This is a genomic window from Caballeronia sp. LjRoot34 (assembly GCF_964253815.1).
Taxonomy (GTDB): domain Bacteria; phylum Pseudomonadota; class Gammaproteobacteria; order Burkholderiales; family Burkholderiaceae; genus Caballeronia.
Window position 1 is genome coordinate 1,955,611 of record NZ_CAXUSB020000001.1, and the last position, 24,538, is coordinate 1,980,148.

Consider the following 24,538-nt stretch of genomic DNA (forward strand, 5'->3'; position numbering starts at 1 on the left):
CGTCATTCGGTGGATACTCCATTAGTACAATGATTGCGCGTCAGTATCATGGCGGCATTAACCGTCAATACTGGCATGACACGCAAGCACGCCAAAGAGCCTGAGACTGTCCGGTTGTCGAGCAACGAAGGGAACAACATGAAGGGAGCGCGGCGGCGCATACCTGTGCGCACCAAGCGCATCATCCGACTAACGCTGATCGCTAGCGCGTTTTACGCCGTGTTTGCCGCGCGCACTGTTCTTGCGCAACCATCGCAATCCCTTAATCGCAGTTTGTCGGCGTTCGATCGTCCTGATTCGTCGTTGTCTTCGTCATCTTCTTCGTCCCGGTATTCGAATCCCGAAGGCGACAGTTCTGATTTCAACTCGCAACCGCCCAGGAAACGCTTCGATGGCCGCTTCATGCGCGCCCAGCATCGCATGCAAAAGCCGCTCAAAGGTAATCGCGACCCGCAAGTGATGCCGGCCATGCCCCCGCCGCAAAGCGATCCGCAACCGCCCGAGCGGCCTCCGCGGCACGGTGTGATGACAGCAGATGAGCGGCGGCTGTTGCGCCAGCATATCGAGGAAGCGGTCAGGGATCTTTATAAGCGTTGAGGCTTGGCGCAATGGCGATGCCTTTGCATGGCCGCACTCCCGATCGATGCCCAACTCATTTCTGGCACTAAACGGATGCCGAGGTGACATTGGCGGTCAACGGGCTCCGGCAACGCGCCGTTGATTGACATAGCACGGCCACCGGACTCGCTCCTCGATGCAACCCTCCAGGTTTCCTGACGTCCACGTTGCACGCGGTTCGCTGGATCGGCGCGAGCGTGGCGTGAATATGGCTGCGCTTGTTATCGCGTTGTGTTTGATGCTGACCAGCGTACTGACTGCTCAGGCGGCGCAAAACAACACGCCGCGCCGGGTACGCAATGTGCATCGGACGGAAGTGGCGGCGGTCGATGCTGATCCCCTCGATGCCACCGATGCCCGCTTCCTGCTCACCCGTACGGGCTTCGAGGCAAGCGCGAGCGAGGTCGCCCCGTATATTGGAATGACCCGCGAGCAGGCCGTTGATGCGGTACTTGCCGGCGCCCGCACTGAAGCCGCTACACCGCCGCCTGCGTGGGTGACGGAACCGATCCCATCAGTTGACGTTCGCCGTGCGTGGACGCAGGACGAACGCCGTGATGACCGGCGCGAACAAAACCATCGCTACGATGAGTTGCGTGGCTGGTGGGTACGCGAAATGGTGACCACGCGCTCGCCGCTCACCGAACGCATGACGCTCTTCTGGCACGATCACTTTCCGTCCGGCGAAGACAAGGTTCACTATCCGCAGATCATGTTCCGTCAGAACGCGCTGTTGCGCCGCGACGCGCTCGGCAATTTCGGCGACTTGCTGCATGCAGTCTCTAAAGATCCGGCGATGCTGCAGTACCTCGATGGCGCCGGCAGCCGCAAAGGCCGTCCCAACGAAAACTTTGCGCGCGAGGTCATGGAGCTGTTCACGCTAGGCGAGGGACATTACTCGCAGCGCGACGTGACCGAAGCCGCAAGAGCCTACACCGGCTGGACGCTTGATCCGAATACACTCGCTTATCAATTCAATCCAAAAATCCACGATGACGGCGACAAGACCGTCCTCGGCCAGATGGGCGCTTTCGATGGCGATCAGGTTCTCGATATCCTTTTAGCTCAACCGGAAACGGCGACCTTCATCACGACCGAACTGTGGCGCGAGTTCATCTCCGAGACACCGGATCCGGTTCAGATCGCATTGATCGCCGAGCGTTTTCGCGCGTCGCATTACGACATCAAGACAGCGTTGCGCGGACTGTTTTTATCGGATGCGTTTTGGGACGAGCGCAACCGTGGTGTGCTGGTCAAGTCGCCTGCGGAATTCGTTGTCGGCGCTGTGCGCGAGTTCGATATTGGTTATGCCGATCAGGACGCGACCGCACTCGCCGTCCAGGTGCGCAATTTCGGTGAAAATCTCTTTTATCCGCCGAACGTGAAGGGTTGGCCGGGCGGTGAAAACTGGATCAATAGCTCTACGCTGCTTGCGCGCAAGCAGTTTATCGAGCAGTTGTTTCGCGCGACCGAAGCGCATGGCATGCGTCCGGGGGCGACCGATGCGAAGACGAGCGCGATGGCATCGATGTCAGCCACAATGCCTGACATGATGACAAATGCCGCCATGAAACCTGCGGCGATGCAACGGCAGCATCCGGGCTTGCGTTTCGATCTCGATGCATGGCTCGCGGGGTACAACACGACGCCTGACGCGCGGCCGGACCTGTCGACGCAATTGCAATTGCAGCGCGCGGTGCTGGCGGTTTCTCCCGCGGATGCCATTGAACCTGATGCCACGAGCAGCGCTTATCTGCGGGCCTTGCTGATGGACCCTGCGTACCAGTTGAAATAGGCGGCCCCATGAACCGACGCGACTTCCTTTCGATAACCGGCGCAGCCGGCGCCTTCGCGCTTGCGCCCTCGGCGTTTGCCGCAGCAAGTCCGCTTCCGGTCGAGATGCGTTCGAGCGGATACGGCAATGTCCTTATCCTGGTCGAACTGAAGGGCGGCAACGACGGCCTGAACACCGTGATCCCGTTCGCCGACCCGGCTTACGCCGCATTGCGCCCGGGCATTGGCATCAGGCGCGAGCAGGTCATCCAGCTTGACGAGCGCACGGGCCTGCATCCCTCCATGCAGCCATTGATGCCGCTCTGGAAAGACCGGCAACTCGCGATCGTGCAGGGTGTCAGTTATCCGCAACCGAACCTTTCGCATTTTCGATCCATCGAGATCTGGGATACCGGTTCGCGTTCCGATCAATATCTGCACGAAGGTTGGCTTACGCGCACATTTCGCGCGCAGCCCGTGCCGGCGGGATTTGCTGCCGATGCCGTGGTGATTGGCAGCGCGGAAATGGGCCCGCTCGCGAACGGCGCGCGCGCCATCGCGCTCGTGAATCCGGCGCAGTTCGAGAAGCAGGCGCGGCTTGCGACGCCGGTATCGTTGAAGGAACGCAATCCCGCGCTCGCGCATATCCTGGATGTTGAAAACGAAATCGTGAAGGCGGCCGACCGGCTTCGTCCGCGTGCCGGCCAGTTCGCGCTCAAGACGCAGTTTCCGGGCGGCGCATTCGGGACATCGATCAAGACGGCCATGCAAGTGCTGTCCGCTACCGATACTCCTGCCGGCGTGCCGCAAACGGGGCAGGGCGTCGCGGTGATCCGCCTGACGCTTAATGGTTTCGATACCCATCAGAACCAGCCGGGTCAGCAGGCGGCGCTGCTCAAGCAGTTATCGGAGGGAATGGTTGCGATGCGCTCGGCGCTGGTCGAACTCGGCCGATGGAACGAGACGCTCATCATGACCTATGCCGAGTTTGGCCGGCGGCCGCGCCAGAACCAGAGCAACGGGACGGATCACGGCACGGTTGCGCCGCATTTCGTGATGGGCGGCCGGGTGAATGGCGGCCTTCATGGTGTTGCGCCGGAATTGGCGCGGCTGGACGGTAACGGCAATCTGCCGGTCGGCGTGGATTTCAGGCAGATGTACGCGACCGTGCTGGGGCCGTGGTGGGGTATGGATTCCACCGCGGTCCTCGGGCAGAAGTTTGAGACGCTGGCTTTCCTACAAGGGTAGTTTTTTCGCTCGCGCCGGTGGACGGGGGGCGGTTTTGGGGGTAGGGGTCGGGGTCAGAGCTGGGGTGGTCGGTTTTGGGGTCAGCGGTCGGGGTTGATGCCGGGTTGACGCTTTCGGCCGTGGTGGTCTGCGAGAGTCGGATTTTCTCTTTATCACTGTTAGCCACTGTGCGTGGCGGCACGTCATTTCTTTGTCCAAAGCGACAAAGAAACGAAGCAAAGAAAACGCTTTCAAACACGCTACCCTAAGTGTCCACAGCGTGCAGTTTCTATTCATAGGTGCCCCAAAAGCACGGTGCTCGCCAGAGCGGAGGATGTGTGAACCCCTCTTTCTCCGAACACGGATACCCACACGCTTCGCCACCAGTGATTGAACCTGCCCAAGGGACACCCCGCGCTATCCGCGGATAACCTCCCTCCGAATATGTACGCGCCTCGAACCACGTCGCCAACCCTGCTGGAAACGAGGTCGCGAAGATGCGGGTGGCCGTAACCGACGAAAATAGCTGTACAGAACGCGCGGCCAATTCACAAAAACTGAAGCAGCAAACACAAACACGCACGAAGCTGTGGCCTATGAATACGGCCGCACAGACCAGGTAGCTAACCTGTCAAAAACCGCAGCCGTAAATACCCGTAAGGCCGCGCGGGTTCCTTAGCAATTCGTGCTTGCCCGAGAGCGTACGGGGCGAAGCGTGTTCGTGTAAGGATTCGCGAGAAGGAGGGTTTCACACATCCGTGGCTCTGGCGAGCACCGTGCTTTTGGGGCACCTATGAATAGAAACTGCACGCTGTGGACACTTAGGGTAGCGTGTTTTAAAAGCGTTTTCTTTGCTTCGTTTCTTTGTCGCTTTGGACAAAGAAATGACGTGCCGCCACGCACAGTGGCTAATAGTGATAAAGAGAAAATCCGACTCTTGCAGACCACTGACGCTGAAAGCAGCAACCCGGCAATAACTCCGACCGCTAACCCCAGAACCAACCACCCCGGCATAGACCCCGACCACTAACCCCCCAGAACCCAGCACCGACCCCACCCACCAACCCCAAACCCGCACCCCCCCGTCCACCGGCGCGAGCGAACCTATCTGACTTGCCAACTAATCCACAATTTGCGAATAGGCGTCAACGCAATCCCCTGATGAAGCACCTGAAAGTTTTCGCGTTCTATCTCATCGAACAATGCCAACGATAAAGCCGCTTGCGTACGCAGCACGCGCTGCGTCGCGCGCTCGTCCGAGGGGATCGCGGCCAGCGACTGCTTAAGCGCTTCGCGCGCGCGACCGGTCTGGAAGCGCATGAGCTCAGTGAACCCATCGCTGTATTTGCGGTTGATGAGATCGGCCGCGGTGACATTGAAGCGCTGCAGTTCATCGATGGGAAGATAAATGCGGCCGTGGCGCGCGTCGTCACCGATTTCCGCTATGCGCTCCGCCAGCATCAACGCCGTGCCAAGCGAATTGGCCCAGCCCGCCGCATCATCAGGACGGCGTGCACTCGCGCGGGCGATGATCAACGCAAACGCGCCGCCGACGTTGTCCAGATAACGCCGCAGACCCGGCCAGTCGAGATAACGTGCCTGATCGAGGTCCATGCTGAAACCATCGACCAGATTGTCGATCAACGCACGTCCTTGCTCGTCGAGAACCGGCGTGTTTGCCTGATGCGCGACAATCGCCTTCGTCACCGGATGCACGGGTTCGCCGCCGAACAGGCTGGCCAGTTCCTTTTGCCACCAGGCGTGCTTGGTGCGGCCGATAGTCGGATCGCTAGTTTGCTTGACGGTGTCTTCCAGCTCCCGGCGCAAAGCGTAAAACGCTGTCAGGAGCGGTCGTCTGGACGAGGGCGCACGGCGCAGGGCGTAGTACGTGCTGGAGCCATCGGGCGCGGCTTTTTGCTGGCAGTAGTCGTCGAAGTTCACGGCAATGGAAGGTCATGACGGCGTGAGCCGATCAGTCCAGGCCAGAAAAAAAGCCATTGAAACTCAATGGCTCGCGCGTGTTCTGGAGACTGGACAGGTAAGGGAGGATGCAGCATTGTCTTTTTCGGTGCAGCACGAATCCGGCCCACTACGCCTAACTCACTGCATGCCATATTCAACCCGAATTATCCCCCGGATGGGAATGTGCTGCAAGACGTGGCGGAACGGGCGGCGGCGCCCCCGTTCCGCACGGTGCAATTTAGGTTAGATATCCGAAGTAAAAGTGCTTGTTACTGCGCCTGGCAAATCACATCGAATTTGAGTAGCTTGGTAGGACCGAAGGTATTGCTTATCGCAACATCGGCGGCATCGCGGCCTCGCGCCATCAACACGCGGCCCATCCGTGGGACGTTGTTGCGTGCATCGAAGGTCTGCCAGCTTCCGCCGATAAACGCCTCGAACCACGCGGCGAAATCCATCGCGGTGTAGGGCGGCGGCATACCGGCGTCGCTGATATAACCCGTGCAATAGCGGGCCGGAATGTTCATCGCGCGGCACAAAGTGACTGCCAGATGCGCGAAGTCGCGGCATACGCCCTGGCGCTCGTTATACGCTTCCCACGCGGTCTTGGTCGGCCGCGCATGCGCATAATTGAACACAATGTGGTTATGCACGAAGTCGCAGATGGCCTGTACTCGCGGACGTCCCAGTGGCGTATTGCCGAACATTTTCCACGCGACGTCCGAGAGCAGGTCCGTTTCGCAATAACGGCTGCCAAGCAAAAACACCAGGCATTCGTTGGGCAAGTTTTCAACCGGATACTGCTCGCCTTCCAGCCCGGGTTTTTCGAACTCATCCGGCACCTCTAGCAACGCCGATGTCGACAGCGCTATCTGGCCCTCCGGCGCGACAATCCGGCTGCACAGGTTGCCGAAGCCATCGCGATACTGCGAGATCGGCACCGGCGGATCAACGACAAGCAGATCGGCGAGCAAGACCTGGGGCGCGAACGAGAAATGCGTGTTCAGCATGAGAAGCATGGGTGTCGGCTGCGGACACTCGTAGACCAGCTCGTAACCAACGCGGAGTTTCATGGGAGTGGCCTTTCTATGGAAGAGGACATCAGCGGTTCTCGGTCACGCTGACCTCGACATCGAGGCTGCGGAACGAGCCGGGCTCGCCGTTCCAGGTTCCCCATAGCGGGAGGGCCTGATGGTGGTCCCATGCAACCGCGACGCGGATGAGATGACGGTTGCCGATAATGCTGTTGGTCGGGTCGAAATCGACCCAGCCAGCGCCGGGGAGATAAATTTGCAGCCACGCGTGCGTGGCGCCGCCGCCACGCGTCGCGTCGCGCTTGGTGTCAGGCGGGGTGTCCAGTTCAGGTACGAAGATGTAGCCGCTGACAAAGCGCGCGGCCAGACCCAGCGAGCGCACCACGTCCATCATGAACACCGCAAAGTCCCGGCAACTGCCGCTGCGCAGGCGCAATGTGTCGGCGGGTCGGTTCACGCCTTTTTCCGTGCGGCGGACGTACTTGAAGTCGTCGTTGATCGCCTGGTTGATCTTGCGCAGCAGCGCCATCGTGCCCATGGGTTCGCCAGCCGTGACGAAACGTTTTGCCCAGGCATCGACATCGCCGTCCGGTTCTGGCCGGTTGCGCGCGTTGACCAGGTCCGACGCTTCTTCATTCGTGTACGCAAACGGGAACGTGGCGGCGTAGCGCTCTAGCGCGTAGTCCGGCTGCGGCGTTTCGAAGTGCTCGAGCGTGACTTCGCTTTCGAACGTCAGCTCTGTTGCCTGGCTATCGAAGGTGGCGACGGCCACCGAATTGTCGAAGATATCGTGCAGCCAGCGCAAGCGTGCCGGTTCCGGCGTGATCTTCAATTGCATGGTGACGAGGCGCAGATCGTGACTGGACCTCGGCCGGAACATCATTCTGTGTTCGCCGAAATCCACCGGTTCCGAATACCGGTAGATGCTTGTGTGGCGTACGGTAAAGCGTTGGGGCTCGTTCACCTGATTACCCCGTGCAAGCGAAAACCAACAGGCAGGAGGCCGCTGGTAATCATGCTCCGCGACCCTACCGCGACTGTCGCGGCCTGATTGTTGAAAGCCATTGTGGATCCTTGATCGAGGTGGCTGGACTCTCCAGACACCGGTTTTCAGGATACACGAGACGCCTCAAGTGAAAGAATTCGTTTGCGGCTTGGCTGGCGGGCTCGTGCGGGTTTTTTCCCGCCGCTGGACCACAGCCGTCGCACGAAGGCGTCAGACGGTCACAAGAGAGGATGCGCGCAACTCGATGCGCCCGATCCGCAGTCGTGCGATCAACGCGTGCGTCAGCAGGGCCGCCTGCTGCTCGGCAATTGCTGTCGCGGAGAGTGGAGCCACTGGAGCAAACCCCGACGCCGTGGCAAGCGTCAGCGCGACCAGCGCGCTGACGTCCTGACGCGCGATGGCATCGAGTAATGGCTCGATTGCGTCCTCGCGACGGGCCGTATGCGTTGCCTCGTTGTTTTTCCGATCGTCGCGCACCCGGTCTTTCGCACGATGCACCATTTGCCGGCAATGCGCGGCGCTCCGGTTAAGGATCTTCGCGATACTCGCGTAGTCCGCCTCGAACGCTTCGCGCAGCAGGAACGCCGCCCGTTCTTCCGCCGACAGCCGGTCGAGCACGAGACGCATTCCATACGATAAATCCGATGCCTGTTCCGCGAGTGTCTGGGCCGACGGAGCGTGATCGATGGAATCGAAACCGTCGAGATTATCGATACCGCCCGGCAATGGTGTTTCATGTTTCAGGCGCCGCAAGCGGTCGATGGCCGTCCGTTTTGCGACCGTCGCGAGCCACGCCGCGGGCGTGTTCAGCGCATCGCCTCCCGCGGCACCCGCCGTGCGCTGATGCAGATGCCATTTCACGAACGTGTCCTGTACGACGTCCTCGGCGTCCGCGCGCACGCCGAGAATCCGGTAAGCCAGCGAAAACAGCCGCGCGCGCGACGCCTCGAAGAGGGCGAGTTGCGCTGTGTCGCGATCGATATCCCTATCACCAGTCATGCGGATTACCCTCGATTACGTGCTTTCACTGTGTATCGGCCTGACGGCTGGCGTCACGTGAATGTGACAGCCGCCGGCAAAAATATATCGCGTGAACGGGCGTCACGCACGGATGACCTGGTGCGTCATATCGGCTGAAGGCATCCACAGCGAGCAAAAACAAAGGACCGCAACGATATGAATCCCCGCAACCTTGGCCTCGTGCCGACCGTCATTGAACACTCCGGACGCGGCGAGCGCGCGTACGACGTCTATTCGCGCCTGCTGCGCGAACGCATCATTTTCCTGGTCGGGCCGGTGACGGACCAGACGGCGAGCCTCGTCGTCGCGCAACTGCTGTTTCTCGAAGCGGACAACCCGGAGAAGGACATCGCGTTGTACATCAATTCGCCGGGCGGTTCGGTCTACGACGGCATGGCGATTTTCGACACCATGCAGTTCATCCGGCCGGATGTCTCGACGCTTTGCACCGGATTCGCCGCGAGCATGGGCACGTTCCTGCTGACCGCGGGCGCGAAGGGCAAACGATTTGCGCTACCCAACGCGCGCATCATGATCCACCAGCCTTCGGGCGGCTCGCAGGGCACAGCCGCCGATATTGCCATCCAGGCCGAAGAGGTGTTGTATTCGCGCCGCCGGCTGAACGAGATCACGGCGGAGCGTACGGGGAAGAGCGTGGAGCAGATTGCAGTTGACACCGACCGCGATAATTTCATGTCGGCGGATCAGGCGCGGGATTATGGGTTGATCGATGAAGTGCTGACTCAGCGCGCTGCCTGAACTGGACAGAAGCGCCGGGCTGCATCGGCCCAAAAACCAGCCGCGCAAATGACGAAGCCTCGCAGTTTTCACTGCGAGGCTTCGTTTTCAGCTTGGTGCGTGAGGTCGGACTCGAACCGACACGACATTGCTGCCGTCAGGACCTAAACCTGGTGCGTCTACCAATTTCGCCACTCACGCGCGTTTGTGCGGCTAGTTTAAAGCGGGTTCTGGAGTTCGGAAGGCAGGGGAAACGTGCAATCCATGCCCAACCACCTCGTACCACCTACCGCGCTTGATCGACCTCGGGAAAGCGGATTTCCCGGCGACGCAGGTGCGTGCGTCGCGCCAAGCCCGGCATTCTAACCGAATCGATGCCCAATGTCTCCATGCGCAATATGCAAACGGAGGGACTCACGGGCAGTGCGGGCAGAACCGGCCCGATACGGACGACACCGAAACATCGACCATCCCGCTGCCGATAAACCTGGAAACCCCCGAACCACATTGCGTCGCACGAACGACGTGCTTACAATCGCCACTCATTCTCGTTTGCCCCTCCGCGGCTGAACTTCCCCTGATGAATCGCACTTCGCGCAATCGCCTCGTTGCATGGCTCGGCATGGCAGCCATGTGGCTGGCTATTGTCGCGCCGGTGATTAGCCAGACGCTGGCGTCGCGTCAGCAGGGTGTCGATCCGCAAGCAGCGATCTGTTCCGCCGATGCCCTCGCGCAGATCGTTTCATCCGCGCTTTCTTCCACACCGCATGTGGCGGTTCAAAGCAACGAACAAGCCGGTCATCATATGGCCGGCGCCGATTCGTTCGACGCCTGTTCGTATTGCGGCTTGCTCGCGCACAACGTGCCGCTGGCATCGGCGCCGCCTGCCGCGCTGGTGCGGGTCGAACGCGTCACGCGCCTCGCTGCCGAGCCGGTTGCGCAAGTCGTTCACGTCAAGTCGTTCAACGCCGCGTCTCCGCGCGCGCCGCCCATCGTTTCCTGAAGTTCGTCCGTATGGATCGTCCTGGCTGTTTGTCGTGGCTACGCGCGCCGTTTAAGCGCGTGTGGCCGGATGGTCTGCGTCCACTTATTCAGGGTTTTCTTCGATGCTAAAGCTCCTCAAGCGAGCACGGCAGCCGTCAGGCTGCCGTGCCGCCGTGCGCTCGCGCGCGTTCACGTTTCATCAGTTTCATGGTTCCGCATTCCAACGCTATGCCTGCTTACCGCTTTCCCTCATGGCGCCGGCCTTCGTGCTTGCTGCTCCCGCCGCGACTACCTCGGAAAGCACGCCCGACAACCGCGACGCCGATGCCGTCCAGCTCGCCCCGGTAGTGGTAACGAGCTCCGCAGGTTCATCGGCGCGCTCTCCGCTCGATCCGAATCTTCCCGCCACGACCGCAACCGTCACCGCCGATCAGTCGCAATACTGGAACGTGGTCACGCCCGAAGACGTGTTGAAGTACGTGCCGAACATGGCGGTGCGCAAGCGGTTTATCGGCGATGTGAATTCGCCTATCGCCGTGCGCGGCACGAGCAATGCGCAAACGGCGCGCGGGCTGGTGTACGCCGATGGCCTGCTGCTCAGCAATTTCCTCGGCAATACGTTCACGTTCGCACCGCGCTGGTCGATGGTTTTCGCCGACGACATCGAGCGCACCGACGTGATCTACGGCCCGTATTCCGCGCTGTATCCCGGCAATTCGATCGGCGCAACTGTGGCTATCACCACGCGCATGCCGCAGAAGTTCGAAGCCGATGCCCACGTCCAGGCGTTCAGCCAGCATTTCAATTTGTTCGGCGTGAATCGAAGTTTCAACGGCACGAATTCGTCGGCGACCATAGGTGACAAGAACGGCAACCTGTCCTGGCTGATCGGCGTCGATCATCTGGAAAACACGGGCCAGCCGCTGCAATTCGCGACGCTGGCGGCGTCGGCGACACCGGCGAAGGCGACTGATCGGCCGGTGACCGGCGCGTATTTCTACAACGACCAGAACAACAACCGCACGGCGGTGCTGGGCGTGACAGCGGAAGGGATTGAGCGAACGTTCCAGGACCAGTTCAAGCTGAAGCTCGCGTATGACTTCACGCCTACTTTGCAAGCGGGCTTCACGCTCGGTTACTGGCGTCAGAAATACAACAGCGACACCCAATCATTTCTCCGCGATGCCGCCGGCAATCTGGTCTATAGCGGCCTCGTGAATATTGGCGGCTACGAATACAACATGCCGGCCGCCACGTTTGCGCCGAGCCAGGGCGTGAGCGAGAACTTCCTCTATGGGCTGTCGCTGAAAACGCGCAAAGCGACTGGCTGGAATGCGGACGCTGTAGCGTCGTATTTCGATATCACGCAGAGCATTGCGCGCACGGCGAACTCAGGCGTACCGGGCAACGGCGCAGGCACGATCGCATTCGGCGACGGCACCGGCTGGAAAACGCTTGACCTGCGTACGACGTGGACGCCGGCCACGCCAACCGCCGGTCTGGGCGCGCACTGGCTGTCCTTCGGCTATCACTACGACAACTATTTCCTCGATAACGAAACCTACAACACGCCTGCCTGGCGCGACGGCGGTGGGACCTCATTTGCTAACGCATTCGGCGGGCGCACCGAGACGCAGGCCGTGTACGCGCAAGACGCATGGCGGTTCCTGCCGCGCTGGAAATTCACCTACGGCGCGCGCTACGAGAACTGGAACGCGTACGACGGCACGCGAGCGGTGGGCGCGACCTCGCTGAATTACGCGGAAGTCAGCCAGAGCCATTGGTCACCAAAAGCCTCACTGTCCTTCGATGTCACCCAAGACCTGTTGCTGCGCGCATCGATAGGACGGGCATACCGCTTTCCGACCGTCGGCGAGTTGTTTCAAGGACAGATCACAGGTTTATCGATCGTCAACAACAACCCGAACCTGAAGCCTGAAGACGATCTATCGAAGGAACTGACGGCCGAGTGGCAACACGGAAATGGCGTGTATCGCTTCACGCTGTTCCAGGACGATGTGAAAAACACGCTGTTCAGCCAGACCAATACCACCGTGATTCCGAACATCACGAATTTTCAGAATATCGACAAGGTGCGTTCGCGCGGCATCGAGACAAGTTACGAAGGGCAGGACGTCTTGATTCGCGGCCTGGACCTGACGGCGGGGCTGGCCTACACGCAATCGAAGATCATCGCGAACAGCGGCAATCCGGCGTCAGTGGGCAAGTACTTCTATCGCATTCCGTTGTGGCGCGCGAACGTGGCCGCCACCTGGCGCGCGACCAGCCAGAGCGCCGTCACGGTCGCGGCGCGTTATTCGGGCCGCGAATACAACACGCTCACCAACACCGATACGAACCCGAACACCTACGGCGGCACGAGCACGTACACGGTCGTCGACGCCAAATTCACCTTCCGTCCGACGAAGCGAACCGAGCTCGGCATCGGCGTGGATAACCTCTTCGATCACCGTTATTACGTGTTCCATCCGTACGCGGGACGGACGGTTTATGTCGAAGGCCGCATCGGGATCTGACGGTCGTTTCGAGTCTCTTGGGTCTGCAGTCAACTTACAGAAAGAAGGACACCTCACATGCAATCTGCTTCTCTCTCCGACGCCCGCGTAGCCGCGCGGCATCGGCTGTTATGGCGCTGGCATTTCTATGCCGGCTTGTTTGTCATGCCGCTGCTGCTGGTGCTCGCGATCACCGGCACGCTGTACTGCTTTCAGCCGCAGATCGAGCCGCTGCTGTATCACGACCGGATGATCGTCGATGCTCGCACCCAGCCGCGTCTGAGCCAGCAGGTGTTGCTCGCGAAAGCGACCATTGCCGAACCACGCGATGCCGTGCCGACCACCGCTGTCATCAATACCGATCCTCGCCGCAGCGCGGAATTCGTGTTCCGGCTGCGATCGGGATCGAGTGAAAGCGTTTATCTCAATCCCTACACGGGTGAGGTGCTGGGCAGGCTGAGCGTCGAGAACCGCTTGATGAAGCAGATTCGCAATCTGCATCGCGGATTGATGCTGGGAAAGACGGGCGAGATCCTGATGGAACTGGCGGCGTGCTGGACGCTGGTGATGATCGGAACCGGCATTGCCTTGTGGTGGCCGAAGGCGGGTCAGGCGGGCGGCCGGTTCGTGCCGCGGTTGTCGTCGTCGAAAGGCCGTGTTTGGTGGCGTGAATTGCATGCCGTCGGCGGTGCGTGGCTTGCGCTCGGCGCGTTGTTTTTCGTGCTTAGCGGCTTGCCGTGGTCGAGCACATGGGGCAAGCAATTCAAGGCGTTGGCGACCTCCGCGCAGCTCGGTTATCCGCAAGGGGCGTGGGGCCGCGCGCATGTGCATTCCGCAAAGCCCGCGATGAACATGACCGATCCGTCGATGGCCGGCATGAAGATGGACGATCTGCCGTTGCCGCAGACGCCGTGGGCAGTGGGCGATACGCACGTTCCGCAGAGCGCCGCCGATGCTATGGACGGCACTATCCCGCTCGACAAGGTCATCGCACTCGCGGCACAAGCAGGCGTCAGGGATGGTTACGACATCGCGTTGCCAACAACCGCCGAGGGCGTGTACACGGTGTCGTACTTTCCCGCCGATCCTCAAGCCGAACGCACGTTGCACATCGATAGATACAGCGGCCAGATTCTCTCGGACATTGCGTATCGCGATTACGGGCGCGTGGCGCAATGGATTTCGTACGGCACGTCGCTGCACATGGGCCGCTATTTCGGCGTGGCGAATCAGATTCTTTCGTCGGCGATCTCGCTTGGACTCGCGGCCATGTCGATCAGCGGCTTTGTGATGTGGCGCAAACGCAAGCCGGCCAGAGTGATCGGCGCGCCGTCCCGACCAGTACTCCATCCGCCGATGCGCGCATGGGTCGGCGGTCTGACTGCCCTCGGCATCGTCTTCCCGATGATGGGCCTGACGATGCTGATTGTGTGGATATCGGACCGCTTGCTGTTCAGTCCTCGCAAAGTTGCCGACACGCGATGAGCGAGTCAGTGAGCGATCTAACGGCCAGCGTGTCGCTGGCTGTTAGATCATTGCATTACGCATTTATTTCGAACCGAACTTCAACCGCGCAAGTTGTTCAGCTTCGTTCGCCAGCAGCGTGGCGGCGTCACGGATCGCGACCTCCAGCGTGATCGGCCCGGGTGCAGGCGAAAAACACCCGCTGAAATGCTCGGACAAACGCGGCAGGGCCGCCGGATCGATAGCGCCGGACAGCAGCGACGCTTCCACACCGTGCGCGCGAGCGTGCTGACACGCGATAAACGGCGCCTTGCCGTGCAGCGTCTGGACGTCCGAGCGTCCCTCACCCGTGATCAGCCAGTTCGCGCCATCGAGCGCCGCATCCAGCCCCACTTTTCGCGCGACCACTTCCGCACCGGCCTCGAAGCGCGCGCCCAGCATATGCAGCGCAAAACCGAGACCGCCTGCCGCGCCGGCGCCGGGTTTATCCCGCCCGGTGCGTTGCAGCGCCGGTTCGAGTAGATCGGCGAAATGGCCGAGCGCTGCATCGATCGTGGCGATCTGGTCGGGCGTCACGCCCTTTTGGGGCCCGAAAATCGCCGTCGCACCATGCTCGCCGGTGAGCGGATTATCCACGTCGGACATACCTGTGAATTCGGCGTCGCGCACGCGCGGATCGAGCCCCGTCGCGTCGATGCGGGCGATTCGCGCAAGCTGCGAAGGAACCGGGTCGAGCGATTTGCCGTCTGCATCGAAGAGTTTCAGGCCGAGGCCCACCAGAAGCCCCGCGCCGCCGTCGTTCGTGCTGCTGCCGCCCAGCGCCACATAGAACTTGCGCGCACCGAGATCGAGCAGCGTGCGGATCGCTTCGCCCATGCCGAGCGTGCTGCGCTCGGTGACCGGCACGGCCATGCCGTCCGGGTCTGTAATCCCCACGACTTCCGCTGTTTCCACGATCGCGCTGCCGTCCGCCAGCAAACCTGTCGCGGCATCGCGGCGCTTTGCCGCCGCGCCCCGCACGTCGATCAGGCGCCGCTCGCCGCCCGCCGCGAGCATGGCGTCGAGCGTGCCTTCGCCGCCGTCGGCCATCGGCACGATGCGGATGATGGCGTCGCTGCGCGCGCGCCGGATACCGCTCGCAATCGCGTCGGCGACCTGTTCCGCGCTAAGCGAACCCTTGAAAGAATCCGGGGCGATGACTACAACGGGAGAACGGGGGGAGGTGGAAAAACCGGCGGGCTGAGTGTTCGGCATGATGTCTCGAGTTATGAATTTGCTTGAAATCTAGCGACACGGCCCGAATTAATCAAACCTTATGCGTGTACGGCATGCTTTCGATGCGCTCAGGCAATGCAACCCGGGCCGTAATGGACTGCAACGGGCCGCACGCGCGTTCGGAAATGCGCCGGCTGCGGCGGCAACGGAGCGGCATCACGGTGATCGATGAACCGTAAAACCCGCACCAAAACCGCGAAAACGGGCCGGATTTGCCGGTGAATTTGCCGATATTTGGCAGAGCGGACCCTCATCCGCCACGACCCTTGCAAATAGTTTGGTAAAATGTTTGGCTCGGTTGACTCAAACCGGCGCGTACGGCTTCCTGTCACGGCTTGGCGGATCTACGGTATTGAGCTTTGGCCATTTGGCCATTTGGCAATAGGCTCAGTCAGGCTGCTTGCATTGTTCGGGAACCAATAGGCGCCGTGCGCCTATTGTGGTGCGAGATCGAACCAGAACTGACCAGACACACGAACCCGAATACTCGATTTACTCTAGGACGATAGAAGCCATGGCTAACGTTGTTGAAAACCTCGGCAAGCTCGAACGCCGTGTGACGATTTCCCTGCCGAAAGATACGGTGCAAAAGGAAGTGGATTCGCGTATCCGTCAGCTGGCGAAAAACGTGCGCATGCCGGGTTTCCGCCCGGGCAAGGTGCCGCTCAAGATGGTGACGCAGCAGTACCAGGGCCAGGTTGAAGCTGAAGTGCTGAGCGACAAGGTAGGCAAGGAATTCTTCGACGTCACGCGCACCGAAAACCTGCGTGTGGCAGGCCAGCCGAGCTTTGCGCCCAAGGGCGGCGAAGTAGCGGAAGAAGCGGCCGATTACGCATTCGACGCAACCTTCGAGGTGTACCCGGAAGTCAAGGTCGGCGACGTGGCAACGGCTGAAATCGAACGCACGGTCACGACCATCTCGGAAGCGGAAATCGACCGCACGCTGGAAATCCTGCGCAAGCAGCGCGTTCACTACCACGCACGCGGCGAAGGCGGCGAGCACGGTGACGGCGGCGCGGATACGGCAGCCAAAGACGGCGATCGCGTGACCATGGACTTCGTCGGCAAGCTCGACGGCGTGCTGTTCGAAGGCGGCAGCGCTGAAGACTTCACGTTCGTGCTGGGCGAAGGCCGCATGTTGCCGGAATTCGAAACGGCGGCGCTCGGCCTGAAGGCCGGCGAGTCGAAGGAATTCGACCTCAAGTTCCCCGACGACTATCACGGCAAGGACGTGGCCGGCAAAACGGCCCAGTTCACCATCACGATGAAGAAGATCGAATGGGCGCACCTGCCGGAAATCGATACCGACTTCGCGAAGTCGCTGGGCGTGGAAGACGGCGACACGACCAAGATGCGCGGTGAGATCAAAGACAATCTGGAGCGCGAAGCCAAGCGCCGCACCCAGCAGATCGTGAAGAACCAGGTCATGGACGCCCTGCTGAAAATCTCCGAACTCGACGTGCCGAAGGCGCTGGTCGAGCAGGACCAGCAACGTCTGGTGGAAATGGCGCGTCAGGATCTGCAACAACGCGGTGTGCCGAACGCAGCGGACGCTCCCATTCCCGCAGAAATGTTCGCGGAACAAGCTGAACGCCGCGTCAAGCTGGGCCTGGTTCTGGCCGAACTGGTCAAGGCCAACGACCTGCAGGCGAAGCCGGAACAGATCCGCGCGGAAGTCGACGAATTCGCGAAAAGCTACGAGGACCCGAAGGAAGTCGTCCGCTGGTATTATTCGAATCAGCAGCGCCTCGCCGAAATGGAAGCGTATGTTGTGGAAAGCAACGTCGTTGACTTCGTGCTCGGCAAGGCCCGAGTGAACGACAAGGAAGTAAGCTTCGAAGAATTGGCCAGCGCGACGGCGCAAGCGTAAGCAGCGTCGACAGGGCGTGCAGGGCCGTCGAGGTGACGGGCCGGCACGCCTTTTTTGTATTTCGATTGCATTGGTGTTGTTGATACAGGTGCTGATGCCGGTTACCCAGTTGTGCCGTTTTTCGGATGTTCCTTTGTCGTTCAGTATCCCTATTCCGAACAAGGAAATTGCATGACCTTTCGCGCTCAATTACTGGACACGCTCGCGTCGAACGCGCCGCATGATTTCGAAACCAAGGCGCTCGGTCTGGTGCCCATGGTTGTGGAAACGAGCGGCCGCGGCGAACGTGCCTATGACATCTATTCGCGCCTGTTGAAAGAGCGCCTGGTGTTCCTGGTCGGCGAAGTGAATGACCAGACAGCCAACCTGGTGGTCGCGCAGTTGCTGTTCCTCGAAAGCGAAAACCCCGACAAGGACATCAGCCTGTACATCAACAGCCCGGGCGGCTCGGTGTCGGCTGGCATGGCCATTTACGACACCATGCAGTTCGTGAAACCGGATGTCGCCACGTTGTGCATGGGACTGGCCGCGAGCATGGGTGCTTTCCTGCTGGCAGCGGGCGCCAAGGGCAAGCGCGTTGCGCTGCCCAACTCGCGCGTGATGATTCACCAGCCGCTCGGCGGCGCGCGCGGGCAGGCGTCGGATATCGAAATTCAGGCACGGGAAATCCTGTACCTGAAGGAACGCCTGAACCAGCTGCTCGCGCACCATACGGGTCAGCCGGCAGAACGTCTCGCACGTGACACCGACCGGGACAATTTCATGTCCGGCGACGACGCGCAGGCGTACGGTATCGTCGATCAGGTTCTTCACAAGCGCCCCTGAACGGGCGTCCGTGATCAGCGCCGGTCGTTGGGGAATAACGGGCCGGCTGTTCCGTTTTTGTCCATACGGACGTTGCGGTTTCGAGCCAGGCCGCCAGCGGCGGCGCGGGGGATTCCAGCCGCGCCCGGCTGGAGCCAACGCGGAAAACGGCGTCAAAGCACACGCCACACACGCTTTCAACCTGCGCACATGCCATTTCTGCGTAGGTGAATTGAGCGGCGTATTATGTAATCGAGTGTCCGGAGGCTCGCACATCCATGGCGGACAAAAAAGGTTCTAACAGCGAAAAGCTGTTGTATTGCTCGTTCTGCGGCAAGAGCCAGCACGAGGTCAAGAAGTTGATTGCAGGTCCTTCCGTGTTCATCTGTGATGAATGCATCGACTTGTGCAATGAAATTATCCGCGACGAAGCTGCCGGCGCGGCGGAAGAGGCTGGCCTGACGAAGTCGGACCTGCCGAGTCCGCAAGAGATCAGCGAGATCCTGAACCAGTACGTGATCGGTCAGGAGCGCGCGAAGCGGATTCTTGCAGTGGCGGTTTATAACCACTACAAGCGTCTTAAGCATCTCGAGAAGAAAGACGATATCGAGTTGTCAAAGAGCAATATTTTGCTGATCGGACCTACGGGTTCGGGCAAGACCTTGCTCGCGCAAACGCTCGCGCGCATGTTGAACGTTCCGTTCGTGATTGCAGATGCAACCACGCTGACGGAAGCCGGCTATGTTGGCGAAGACGTTGAAAACATTATTCAGAAGCTGCTGCAGAACTGTAACTACGAAGTCGACAAGGCCCAGCGCGGCATTGTCTACATCGACGAAATCGACAAGATCAGCCGCAAGTCGGATAACCCGTCCATCACGCGTGACGTGTCGGGCGAGGGCGTCCAGCAAGCGCTGCTGAAGCTGGTCGAAGGTACGATGGCTTCAGTGCCTCCGCAAGGCGGCCGCAAGCACCCGAACCAGGACTTCATCCAGGTCGACACCACCAACATTCTGTTCATCTGCGGCGGCGCGTTCGACGGCCTTGAAAAGGTCATCATCGATCGTACGGAAAAGACCGGCATCGGTTTTGGCGCAAGCGTGAAGAGCAAGGTGGATCGCGACGCGGGTGAAGTGCTGCGCGAAGTGGAACCGGAAGACCTGATCAAGTTCGGTTTGATTCCCGAACTGATCGGCCGTCTGCCCGTGGTGGCGACGCTCGGCAAGCTTGATGAAGACGCGCTGATCAAGATCCTGACCGAGCCGAAGAATGCGCTGGTGAAGCAGTATCACAAGCTGTTCAACATGGAACGTGTGGACCTGGAGATTCGTCCGGGCGCGCTGAAGGCTATCGCGTTGAAGGCAATCCGTCGCAAGACGGGGGCGCGTGGTCTGCGGTCCATTCTGGAACAAGCGTTGCTGGACGTGATGTACGAGTTGCCGGCAATGAAGGGTGTGAGCAAGGTTATCGTGGATGACAATACAATCGATGGCGACGGCAAGCCGCTTTTGATCTACGAAGACACGCCGAAGGTAGCAGGTTCTAACTGAGTTGGGCTGTGTGTCGGCGAAAAGCCGTTCATGGCAACGTGAACGGCTTTTTGTTTATTTTTCGGATATCTTGTGGACGTTACTGACACGTTACTGAGGCGAATTTTTTCGATTCATTGATCTTTTCCCACACGCTTAAGGCTTGCAATCCATTTTGACGGCCTTATTTACGACTGAACTGATTCCACTACTGGGGAAATGAAAATGTCAGGAACCCAACTCCTCCCGCAGGAACGCATTACTCTCCCGTTGCTCCCGCTGCGTGACGTAGTCGTTTTCCCGCACATGGTGATTCCGCTTTTTGTCGGACGACCCAAATCGATCAAGGCACTCGAAGCCGCGATGGAAGGGGGCAAGCACATCATGCTTGTCGCCCAGAAGACCGCTGCGAAAGACGAGCCGACCGAAAAAGACATGTACGAAGTGGGATGTATCGCAAACATCCTGCAAATGCTGAAGCTGCCGGACGGTACCGTGAAGGTGCTGGTCGAAGGCTTGCAGCGTGCCAAGACGCTCACGATCGAAGAACAGGAAACACAGTTTTCCTGCGACGTGATGCCGCTCGAACCCGACCACGCCGACAGCGCTGAAACTGAAGCGCTGCGCCGCGCGATTGTGTCGCAGTTCGATCAGTACGTGAAACTCAACAAGAAGATCCCGCCTGAGATCCTGACGTCGCTGTCGGGTATCGACGAAGCGGGTCGCCTGGCTGACACCATCGCCGCGCATTTGCCGCTGAAGCTCGACCAGAAGCAACACATTCTCGAGATGTTTCCGGTTGTGGAACGCCTTGAGCATCTGCTTGCCCAGCTCGAAGCCGAGATCGACATTCTTCAGGTCGAAAAGCGCATTCGTGGACGCGTGAAGCGTCAGATGGAAAAGAGCCAGCGCGAGTATTACCTGAACGAACAGGTCAAGGCGATCCAGAAGGAATTGGGCGAAGGCGAGGAAGGTGCGGATCTCGAAGAACTCGAGAAGCGCATCACCAACGCACGCATGCCCAAGGAAGCCAAGAAGAAGGCTGACGCCGAGCTGAAGAAGCTCAAGCTGATGTCGCCTATGTCGGCTGAAGCTACCGTTGTGCGCAACTACATCGATACGCTGATCGGCCTGCCGTGGCGCAAGAAGAGCAAGGTCAACAATGACCTCTCGAATGCGGAACGGGTGCTCGACGAAGATCACTTTGGCCTTGAGAAGGTCAAGGAACGGATCCTTGAGTATCTTGCGGTCCAGCAACGGGTCGAAAAGGTCAAGGCGCCTATCCTGTGCCTCGTCGGGCCTCCGGGCGTCGGCAAGACCTCGCTGGGCCAGTCGATTGCCCGCGCAACGAACCGCAAGTTCGTGCGCATGGCGCTCGGCGGCGTGCATGACGAGTCCGAGATTCGCGGTCACCGTCGCACGTACATCGGGTCGATGCCCGGCAAGATCTTGCAGAGCCTGTCGAAGATCGGCGTGCGCAATCCGCTTTTCCTGCTCGACGAAGTCGACAAGATGGGCATGGATTTCCGCGGCGACCCGGCGTCTGCTTTGCTTGAAGTGCTCGATCCGGAACAGAACCATACGTTCGCCGATCACTACATCGAAGTCGATTTCGATCTGTCTGACGTGATGTTCGTGGCGACGTCGAACTCGCTGAACATTCCGCCTCCGTTGCTCGACCGGATGGAAGTGATTCGCCTCTCGGGTTACACCGAGGACGAGAAGATCAACATCGCGCAGAAGTACTTGTTGCCGAAGCAGATCCGCAACAACGGCCTCAAGGCTGGCGAGATGGATCTCACCGAAGAAGCGATCCGCGACATCATTCGTTACTACACGCGTGAAGCCGGTGTTCGGTCGCTCGAGCGCGAAATGTCGAAGATCTGCCGCAAGGTCGTGAAGATGCTTCTGCTGAAGAAGGCAGAAGGCGCGGTCCGGATCGACGGCAGCAACATTGACTCGTTCCTCGGCGTGCGCAAGACCGACTTCGGTCTGGCCGCGAAGGAGAACCAGGTCGGTCAGGTGACGGGTCTCGCGTGGACGGAAGTGGGCGGCGACTTGCTGACCATCGAAGCCGCTGTGATGCCGGGCAAGGGCAACATCATCCGCACGGGTTCGCTCGGCGACGTGATGAAGGAGTCGGTCGAGGCAGCGCGTTCAGTGGTGCGTTCGCGGTCGCGTCGTCTGGGTGTATCGGACGAGGCGTTCGAGAAGAAGGACATCCACATCCACGTGCCCGAAGGCGCAACGCCTAAGGACGGTCCGTCTGCCGGTATCGCAATGACTACAGCGCTGGTGTCCGTATTGACCGGTATTCCGGTTCGTGCAGACGTGGCAATGACCGGCGAAATCACGTTGCGTGGCGAAGTGTTGCCTATCGGCGGATTGAAGGAGAAGTTGCTGGCGGCGCATCGCGGCGGCATCAAGCTCGTGCTGATCCCGGAAGAGAACACGAAGGATCTGGCCGAGATTCCGGACAACGTGAAGAACTCGATCGAAATCGTTCCAGTTCGCTGGATCGACAAGGTCCTTGAGCTCGCGCTCGAACGTGTTCCAGCAGCGCTGCCGGAAGAAGAAGCCAAGCCGGCAACGCCCGCTGTTGCGGAAAAGAAGGACACGCCAGCAGCTGGTGAGTTCGTGAAGCATTAAACGCCCGTCGAGGCGCGGCCCGAAGCGGTCGCGCCGAGCCGGCGAACCAAAACCCCGCGAGGTCAGTGTGAACTGACCTCGCGGGGTTTTTTATTGACCGGTCCGCCCTGCGCTTTAGCGCGCCAGAGTTCCAGCGGAGGCCCGCTAATCAGGCTCAATCCCGGTTGACACCTGTCTTTCGGCTACTTCTAATGACCGCCGCACCTGGGTTTCCGGGGCCCGTGCTAAAGCAGCCTGTCGTGAACGTACTCTTTGCAGCATCGCCCATCCACAAACCATTATTCGGGGGATCACACAATGAACAAGACGGACCTGATCGACCATATTGCGCAACAAGCCGATATCTCCAAAGCGGCGGCCGGCCGCGCGCTCGAAGCCTTGATCGGCGGGGTCAAGACGACCCTGAAGAAGGGCGGCTCGGTGACGCTGGTCGGCTTTGGCACCTTTGCCGTGGGCAAGCGGACGGCGCGCATCGGCCGTAATCCCCGAACCGGCGATGAGATCAAGATCAAAGCGGCGAAGGTTCCGAAATTTCGCCCTGGCAAAGCGCTAAAAGATGCGCTAAACTAGCGGACTCGCTGGATACGGGCCGGTTTGAAACGGTTTCAAGTCTGGCGGAGCGGATCACACACTTTGCATAATGGGTGTGAAGATCGCTTGAGAAGGATCGCATAAGAAGATCGAGAAACGGGGTGCTTAGCTCAGTTGGTAGAGCGGCGCCCTTACAAGGCGTAGGTCGGCGGTTCGAGCCCGTCAGCACCCACCACCGTTTCGCAAGTAAGATCGAAGTAGTCTGAAGCAGCTCAGAGAAGTATCCGAAAACCCGCATGGCTATTGGCTCTGCGGGTTTTTTATTGCCTGGAATTTGTGCTGCCACTATGTCCTCTCGCTTGAGCAGGCACATCAACGCGCGCGCCAGCCAACGGATGCTTTACGTACAACTCGTCGATCCAGCGCAGTAGCGCGAGATCTGCTGCGCTGAGCGGGCTCGGCGCGTAGTACCACTGGATCAACTGATGCCGACCGGCTTGACCTGCCGGGATACCTGACAAGGGACTGGCACCACCGATTATTTCTCTGCACTCAGCAAGCCCACCTTGCCGAGTGCGCGCGACAAAAAATCATTCTCCGGCGCCAATTGGCCGATCTTTGCGTTCAGTGTCTTAGATCCACCAGCGGCTCAGTGACGGACGCGCCTACTGCGTTGAACACACCGGCCGTTCGTTCCCGCAACTGACGCTTGCCTTCCGTGATCTGTTCGGATGAACCTCAAACTGCTGCACCAATCTTGCTGGCGTGCGCTCGCCACTTATTGCTGCCATTGCCACCTTTCTTTTATCTGGCTCATGATTGGCAGTCCAAATTGATTTGTCCATTCGAATAATCCGCTTCACTTATTAACCAGGAAGCTCTGACTTTATGAAATCAATTTTAAGTTTGGATCGTGCAGTCCGTGAGGTTCCACTGGTCCACCAAGCACCTGACAAATGACCCAAGACACCACCTAGACAAATCTGCCCGAAGGCGATGAACATCCGCCGTTCGCGTGCGCGCCGCGCCGTTCGTTTCTGACACGCGTGGGCCCAGCGTACTGACCTTGGTAAAGATCGGCATTCGCCTGGAGGTGTTTTCGGTTTGCTGTTCCTCCCGTTGATCAATTCGGGCGAACAGGTATCGCGCGTTGGCGACGGTCGGTGCGCTCAACGGCGGAGCCGATGCCTACGCGGATGACTGCCCCTGCGTTTCGCGACGCCGTGGCGGCAGCGCTCAACGACCCGCGCGCCTCGATCTGGACACGCTGCGCGCCGAATAGGCGCGGCTGAAAGCGCGTCTGAAGCGCTTCAGCGATTCTCACGACGCGCGCGATATCTGGCATGCCTTGGGGTTCGCCGATCCGGACGAGATACCCGGCTTACCGGCCGAAGCCTTTCAAGAACAGGCGGACGCTCTCAGGCAGAATACAGATGACGCTCGATAACATCCTCGCTTCGTTGTTCGTCGATCCACGCGAGATCAAGCTCGACGGCAACCGTCTCGCCGGCACGGGCCGCGTGCCGGATGGCCCGGCA

The 24,538-nt window shown here is 59.9% G+C and carries 17 protein-coding genes and 2 tRNA genes; 13 read left to right on the forward strand and 6 right to left on the reverse strand.

All coding sequences use genetic code 11. From position 1 onward, the window contains the following. Nucleotides 1–48: 48 nt before the first annotated feature. The 3 genes from ACSQ36_RS08830 to ACSQ36_RS08840 all read left to right on the forward strand — a co-directional run bounded on the left by ACSQ36_RS08830 (nucleotide 49) and on the right by ACSQ36_RS08840 (nucleotide 3,639). Nucleotides 49–597, forward strand: coding sequence for a hypothetical protein (locus ACSQ36_RS08830; protein ID WP_436183226.1), 549 nt, complete (start codon nucleotides 49–51; stop codon nucleotides 595–597). A 229-nt stretch (nucleotides 598–826) separates the two neighbouring features. Continuing rightward, nucleotides 827–2,413 carry a DUF1800 domain-containing protein gene (locus ACSQ36_RS08835; RefSeq protein ID WP_436183134.1) on the forward strand — a complete coding sequence of 529 codons (1,587 nt, stop codon included), beginning with the start codon at nucleotides 827–829 and terminating at the stop codon, nucleotides 2,411–2,413. Nucleotides 2,414–2,421: 8 nt separating this feature from the next. After that, on the forward strand, nucleotides 2,422–3,639 hold the full coding sequence (locus tag ACSQ36_RS08840) for a DUF1501 domain-containing protein (protein WP_436181633.1): 1,218 nt from the start codon (nucleotides 2,422–2,424) through the stop codon (nucleotides 3,637–3,639). Between the two features lie 1,083 nt (nucleotides 3,640–4,722). On the opposite strand, the gene ACSQ36_RS08845 is transcribed toward ACSQ36_RS08840, so the two are convergent. From ACSQ36_RS08845 to ACSQ36_RS08860, 4 genes are all read right to left on the reverse strand, one after another. After that, on the reverse strand, nucleotides 4,723–5,559 hold the full coding sequence (locus ACSQ36_RS08845; protein WP_436181634.1) for a squalene/phytoene synthase family protein: 837 nt from the start codon (nucleotides 5,557–5,559) through the stop codon (nucleotides 4,723–4,725). 290 nt (nucleotides 5,560–5,849) lie between these two features. Then, entirely contained in the window at nucleotides 5,850–6,653 is an 804-nt protein-coding gene (locus tag ACSQ36_RS08850) for a transglutaminase-like domain-containing protein (protein WP_436181635.1), read from the reverse strand. Between the two features lie 28 nt (nucleotides 6,654–6,681). Further along, complete coding sequence (locus ACSQ36_RS08855) at nucleotides 6,682–7,578, reverse strand: transglutaminase family protein (protein ID WP_213763976.1); 897 nt, start codon at nucleotides 7,576–7,578, stop codon at nucleotides 6,682–6,684. 252 nt (nucleotides 7,579–7,830) lie between these two features. Next, complete coding sequence (locus ACSQ36_RS08860; RefSeq protein ID WP_436181636.1) at nucleotides 7,831–8,619, reverse strand: sigma-70 family RNA polymerase sigma factor; 789 nt, start codon at nucleotides 8,617–8,619, stop codon at nucleotides 7,831–7,833. Nucleotides 8,620–8,796: 177 nt separating this feature from the next. On the opposite strand from ACSQ36_RS08860, the gene clpP (ACSQ36_RS08865) reads away from it, so the two are divergent. Next, nucleotides 8,797–9,399, forward strand: coding sequence for an ATP-dependent Clp endopeptidase proteolytic subunit ClpP (gene clpP / locus ACSQ36_RS08865; RefSeq protein ID WP_436181637.1), 603 nt, complete (start codon nucleotides 8,797–8,799; stop codon nucleotides 9,397–9,399). A 93-nt stretch (nucleotides 9,400–9,492) separates the two neighbouring features. On the opposite strand, the gene ACSQ36_RS08870 is transcribed toward clpP (ACSQ36_RS08865), so the two are convergent. Next, a tRNA-Leu gene (locus ACSQ36_RS08870) sits at nucleotides 9,493–9,579 on the reverse strand. A 379-nt stretch (nucleotides 9,580–9,958) separates the two neighbouring features. On the opposite strand from ACSQ36_RS08870, the gene ACSQ36_RS08875 reads away from it, so the two are divergent. The 3 genes from ACSQ36_RS08875 (at nucleotide 9,959) to ACSQ36_RS08885 (ending at nucleotide 14,363) form a co-directional block, all read left to right on the forward strand. Beyond that, nucleotides 9,959–10,381 carry a DUF2946 domain-containing protein gene (locus ACSQ36_RS08875; protein ID WP_436181638.1) on the forward strand — a complete coding sequence of 141 codons (423 nt, stop codon included), beginning with the start codon at nucleotides 9,959–9,961 and terminating at the stop codon, nucleotides 10,379–10,381. A 103-nt stretch (nucleotides 10,382–10,484) separates the two neighbouring features. Further along, a complete protein-coding gene (locus ACSQ36_RS08880) occupies nucleotides 10,485–12,899 on the forward strand; it encodes a TonB-dependent receptor (RefSeq protein WP_436181639.1) in 2,415 nt (804 codons plus the stop codon). A 57-nt stretch (nucleotides 12,900–12,956) separates the two neighbouring features. After that, nucleotides 12,957–14,363 (forward strand): PepSY-associated TM helix domain-containing protein, encoded by a 1,407-nt coding sequence (locus tag ACSQ36_RS08885; RefSeq protein WP_213763971.1) that lies wholly within the window; start codon nucleotides 12,957–12,959, stop codon nucleotides 14,361–14,363. A 63-nt stretch (nucleotides 14,364–14,426) separates the two neighbouring features. Here ACSQ36_RS08885 and ACSQ36_RS08890 read toward each other — a convergent pair whose 3' ends face one another. Beyond that, a complete protein-coding gene (locus tag ACSQ36_RS08890) occupies nucleotides 14,427–15,596 on the reverse strand; it encodes a glycerate kinase (protein WP_436181640.1) in 1,170 nt (389 codons plus the stop codon). 535 nt (nucleotides 15,597–16,131) lie between these two features. Here ACSQ36_RS08890 and tig point away from each other — a divergent pair. From tig to ACSQ36_RS08920, 6 genes are all read left to right on the forward strand, one after another. Beyond that, a complete protein-coding gene (tig, locus tag ACSQ36_RS08895) occupies nucleotides 16,132–17,487 on the forward strand; it encodes a trigger factor (protein ID WP_436181641.1) in 1,356 nt (451 codons plus the stop codon). Between the two features lie 171 nt (nucleotides 17,488–17,658). Further along, on the forward strand, nucleotides 17,659–18,312 hold the full coding sequence (gene clpP, locus ACSQ36_RS08900) for an ATP-dependent Clp endopeptidase proteolytic subunit ClpP (protein WP_089159576.1): 654 nt from the start codon (nucleotides 17,659–17,661) through the stop codon (nucleotides 18,310–18,312). A gap of 257 nt (nucleotides 18,313–18,569) precedes the next feature. Next, the gene (gene clpX, locus ACSQ36_RS08905; protein ID WP_031359732.1) at nucleotides 18,570–19,841 is read left to right on the forward strand and encodes an ATP-dependent Clp protease ATP-binding subunit ClpX; all 1,272 of its coding nucleotides are present in this window, start codon (nucleotides 18,570–18,572) and stop codon (nucleotides 19,839–19,841) included. A 204-nt stretch (nucleotides 19,842–20,045) separates the two neighbouring features. After that, the gene (gene lon, locus ACSQ36_RS08910) at nucleotides 20,046–22,469 is read left to right on the forward strand and encodes an endopeptidase La (protein ID WP_213763968.1); all 2,424 of its coding nucleotides are present in this window, start codon (nucleotides 20,046–20,048) and stop codon (nucleotides 22,467–22,469) included. Between the two features lie 297 nt (nucleotides 22,470–22,766). Beyond that, complete coding sequence (locus ACSQ36_RS08915; RefSeq protein ID WP_213763967.1) at nucleotides 22,767–23,039, forward strand: HU family DNA-binding protein; 273 nt, start codon at nucleotides 22,767–22,769, stop codon at nucleotides 23,037–23,039. Nucleotides 23,040–23,159: 120 nt separating this feature from the next. Further along, nucleotides 23,160–23,235, forward strand: a tRNA-Val gene (locus ACSQ36_RS08920). The last annotated feature ends 1,303 nt before the right edge of the window (nucleotides 23,236–24,538 follow it).

What these genes read in the sequence shown, in the direction of transcription:
- ACSQ36_RS08885 (WP_213763971.1), top strand. Translation starts at nt 12,957, where the DNA reads ATGCAATCTGCTTCTCTCTCCGACGCCCGCGTAGCCGCGCGGCATCGG.
- clpX (WP_031359732.1), top strand. Translation starts at nt 18,570, where the DNA reads ATGGCGGACAAAAAAGGTTCTAACAGCGAAAAGCTGTTGTATTGCTCG.
- ACSQ36_RS08890 (WP_436181640.1), bottom strand. Translation starts at nt 15,596, where the DNA reads ATGCCGAACACTCAGCCCGCCGGTTTTTCCACCTCCCCCCGTTCTCCC.
- ACSQ36_RS08835 (WP_436183134.1), top strand. Translation starts at nt 827, where the DNA reads ATGGCTGCGCTTGTTATCGCGTTGTGTTTGATGCTGACCAGCGTACTG.
- ACSQ36_RS08880 (WP_436181639.1), top strand. Translation starts at nt 10,485, where the DNA reads ATGCTAAAGCTCCTCAAGCGAGCACGGCAGCCGTCAGGCTGCCGTGCC.
- ACSQ36_RS08840 (WP_436181633.1), top strand. Translation starts at nt 2,422, where the DNA reads ATGAACCGACGCGACTTCCTTTCGATAACCGGCGCAGCCGGCGCCTTC.
- ACSQ36_RS08915 (WP_213763967.1), top strand. Translation starts at nt 22,767, where the DNA reads ATGAACAAGACGGACCTGATCGACCATATTGCGCAACAAGCCGATATC.
- ACSQ36_RS08875 (WP_436181638.1), top strand. Translation starts at nt 9,959, where the DNA reads ATGAATCGCACTTCGCGCAATCGCCTCGTTGCATGGCTCGGCATGGCA.
- lon (WP_213763968.1), top strand. Translation starts at nt 20,046, where the DNA reads ATGTCAGGAACCCAACTCCTCCCGCAGGAACGCATTACTCTCCCGTTG.
- ACSQ36_RS08830 (WP_436183226.1), top strand. Translation starts at nt 49, where the DNA reads ATGGCGGCATTAACCGTCAATACTGGCATGACACGCAAGCACGCCAAA.
- tig (WP_436181641.1), top strand. Translation starts at nt 16,132, where the DNA reads ATGGCTAACGTTGTTGAAAACCTCGGCAAGCTCGAACGCCGTGTGACG.
- ACSQ36_RS08860 (WP_436181636.1), bottom strand. Translation starts at nt 8,619, where the DNA reads ATGACTGGTGATAGGGATATCGATCGCGACACAGCGCAACTCGCCCTC.
- clpP (WP_089159576.1), top strand. Translation starts at nt 17,659, where the DNA reads ATGACCTTTCGCGCTCAATTACTGGACACGCTCGCGTCGAACGCGCCG.
- ACSQ36_RS08850 (WP_436181635.1), bottom strand. Translation starts at nt 6,653, where the DNA reads ATGAAACTCCGCGTTGGTTACGAGCTGGTCTACGAGTGTCCGCAGCCG.
- clpP (WP_436181637.1), top strand. Translation starts at nt 8,797, where the DNA reads ATGAATCCCCGCAACCTTGGCCTCGTGCCGACCGTCATTGAACACTCC.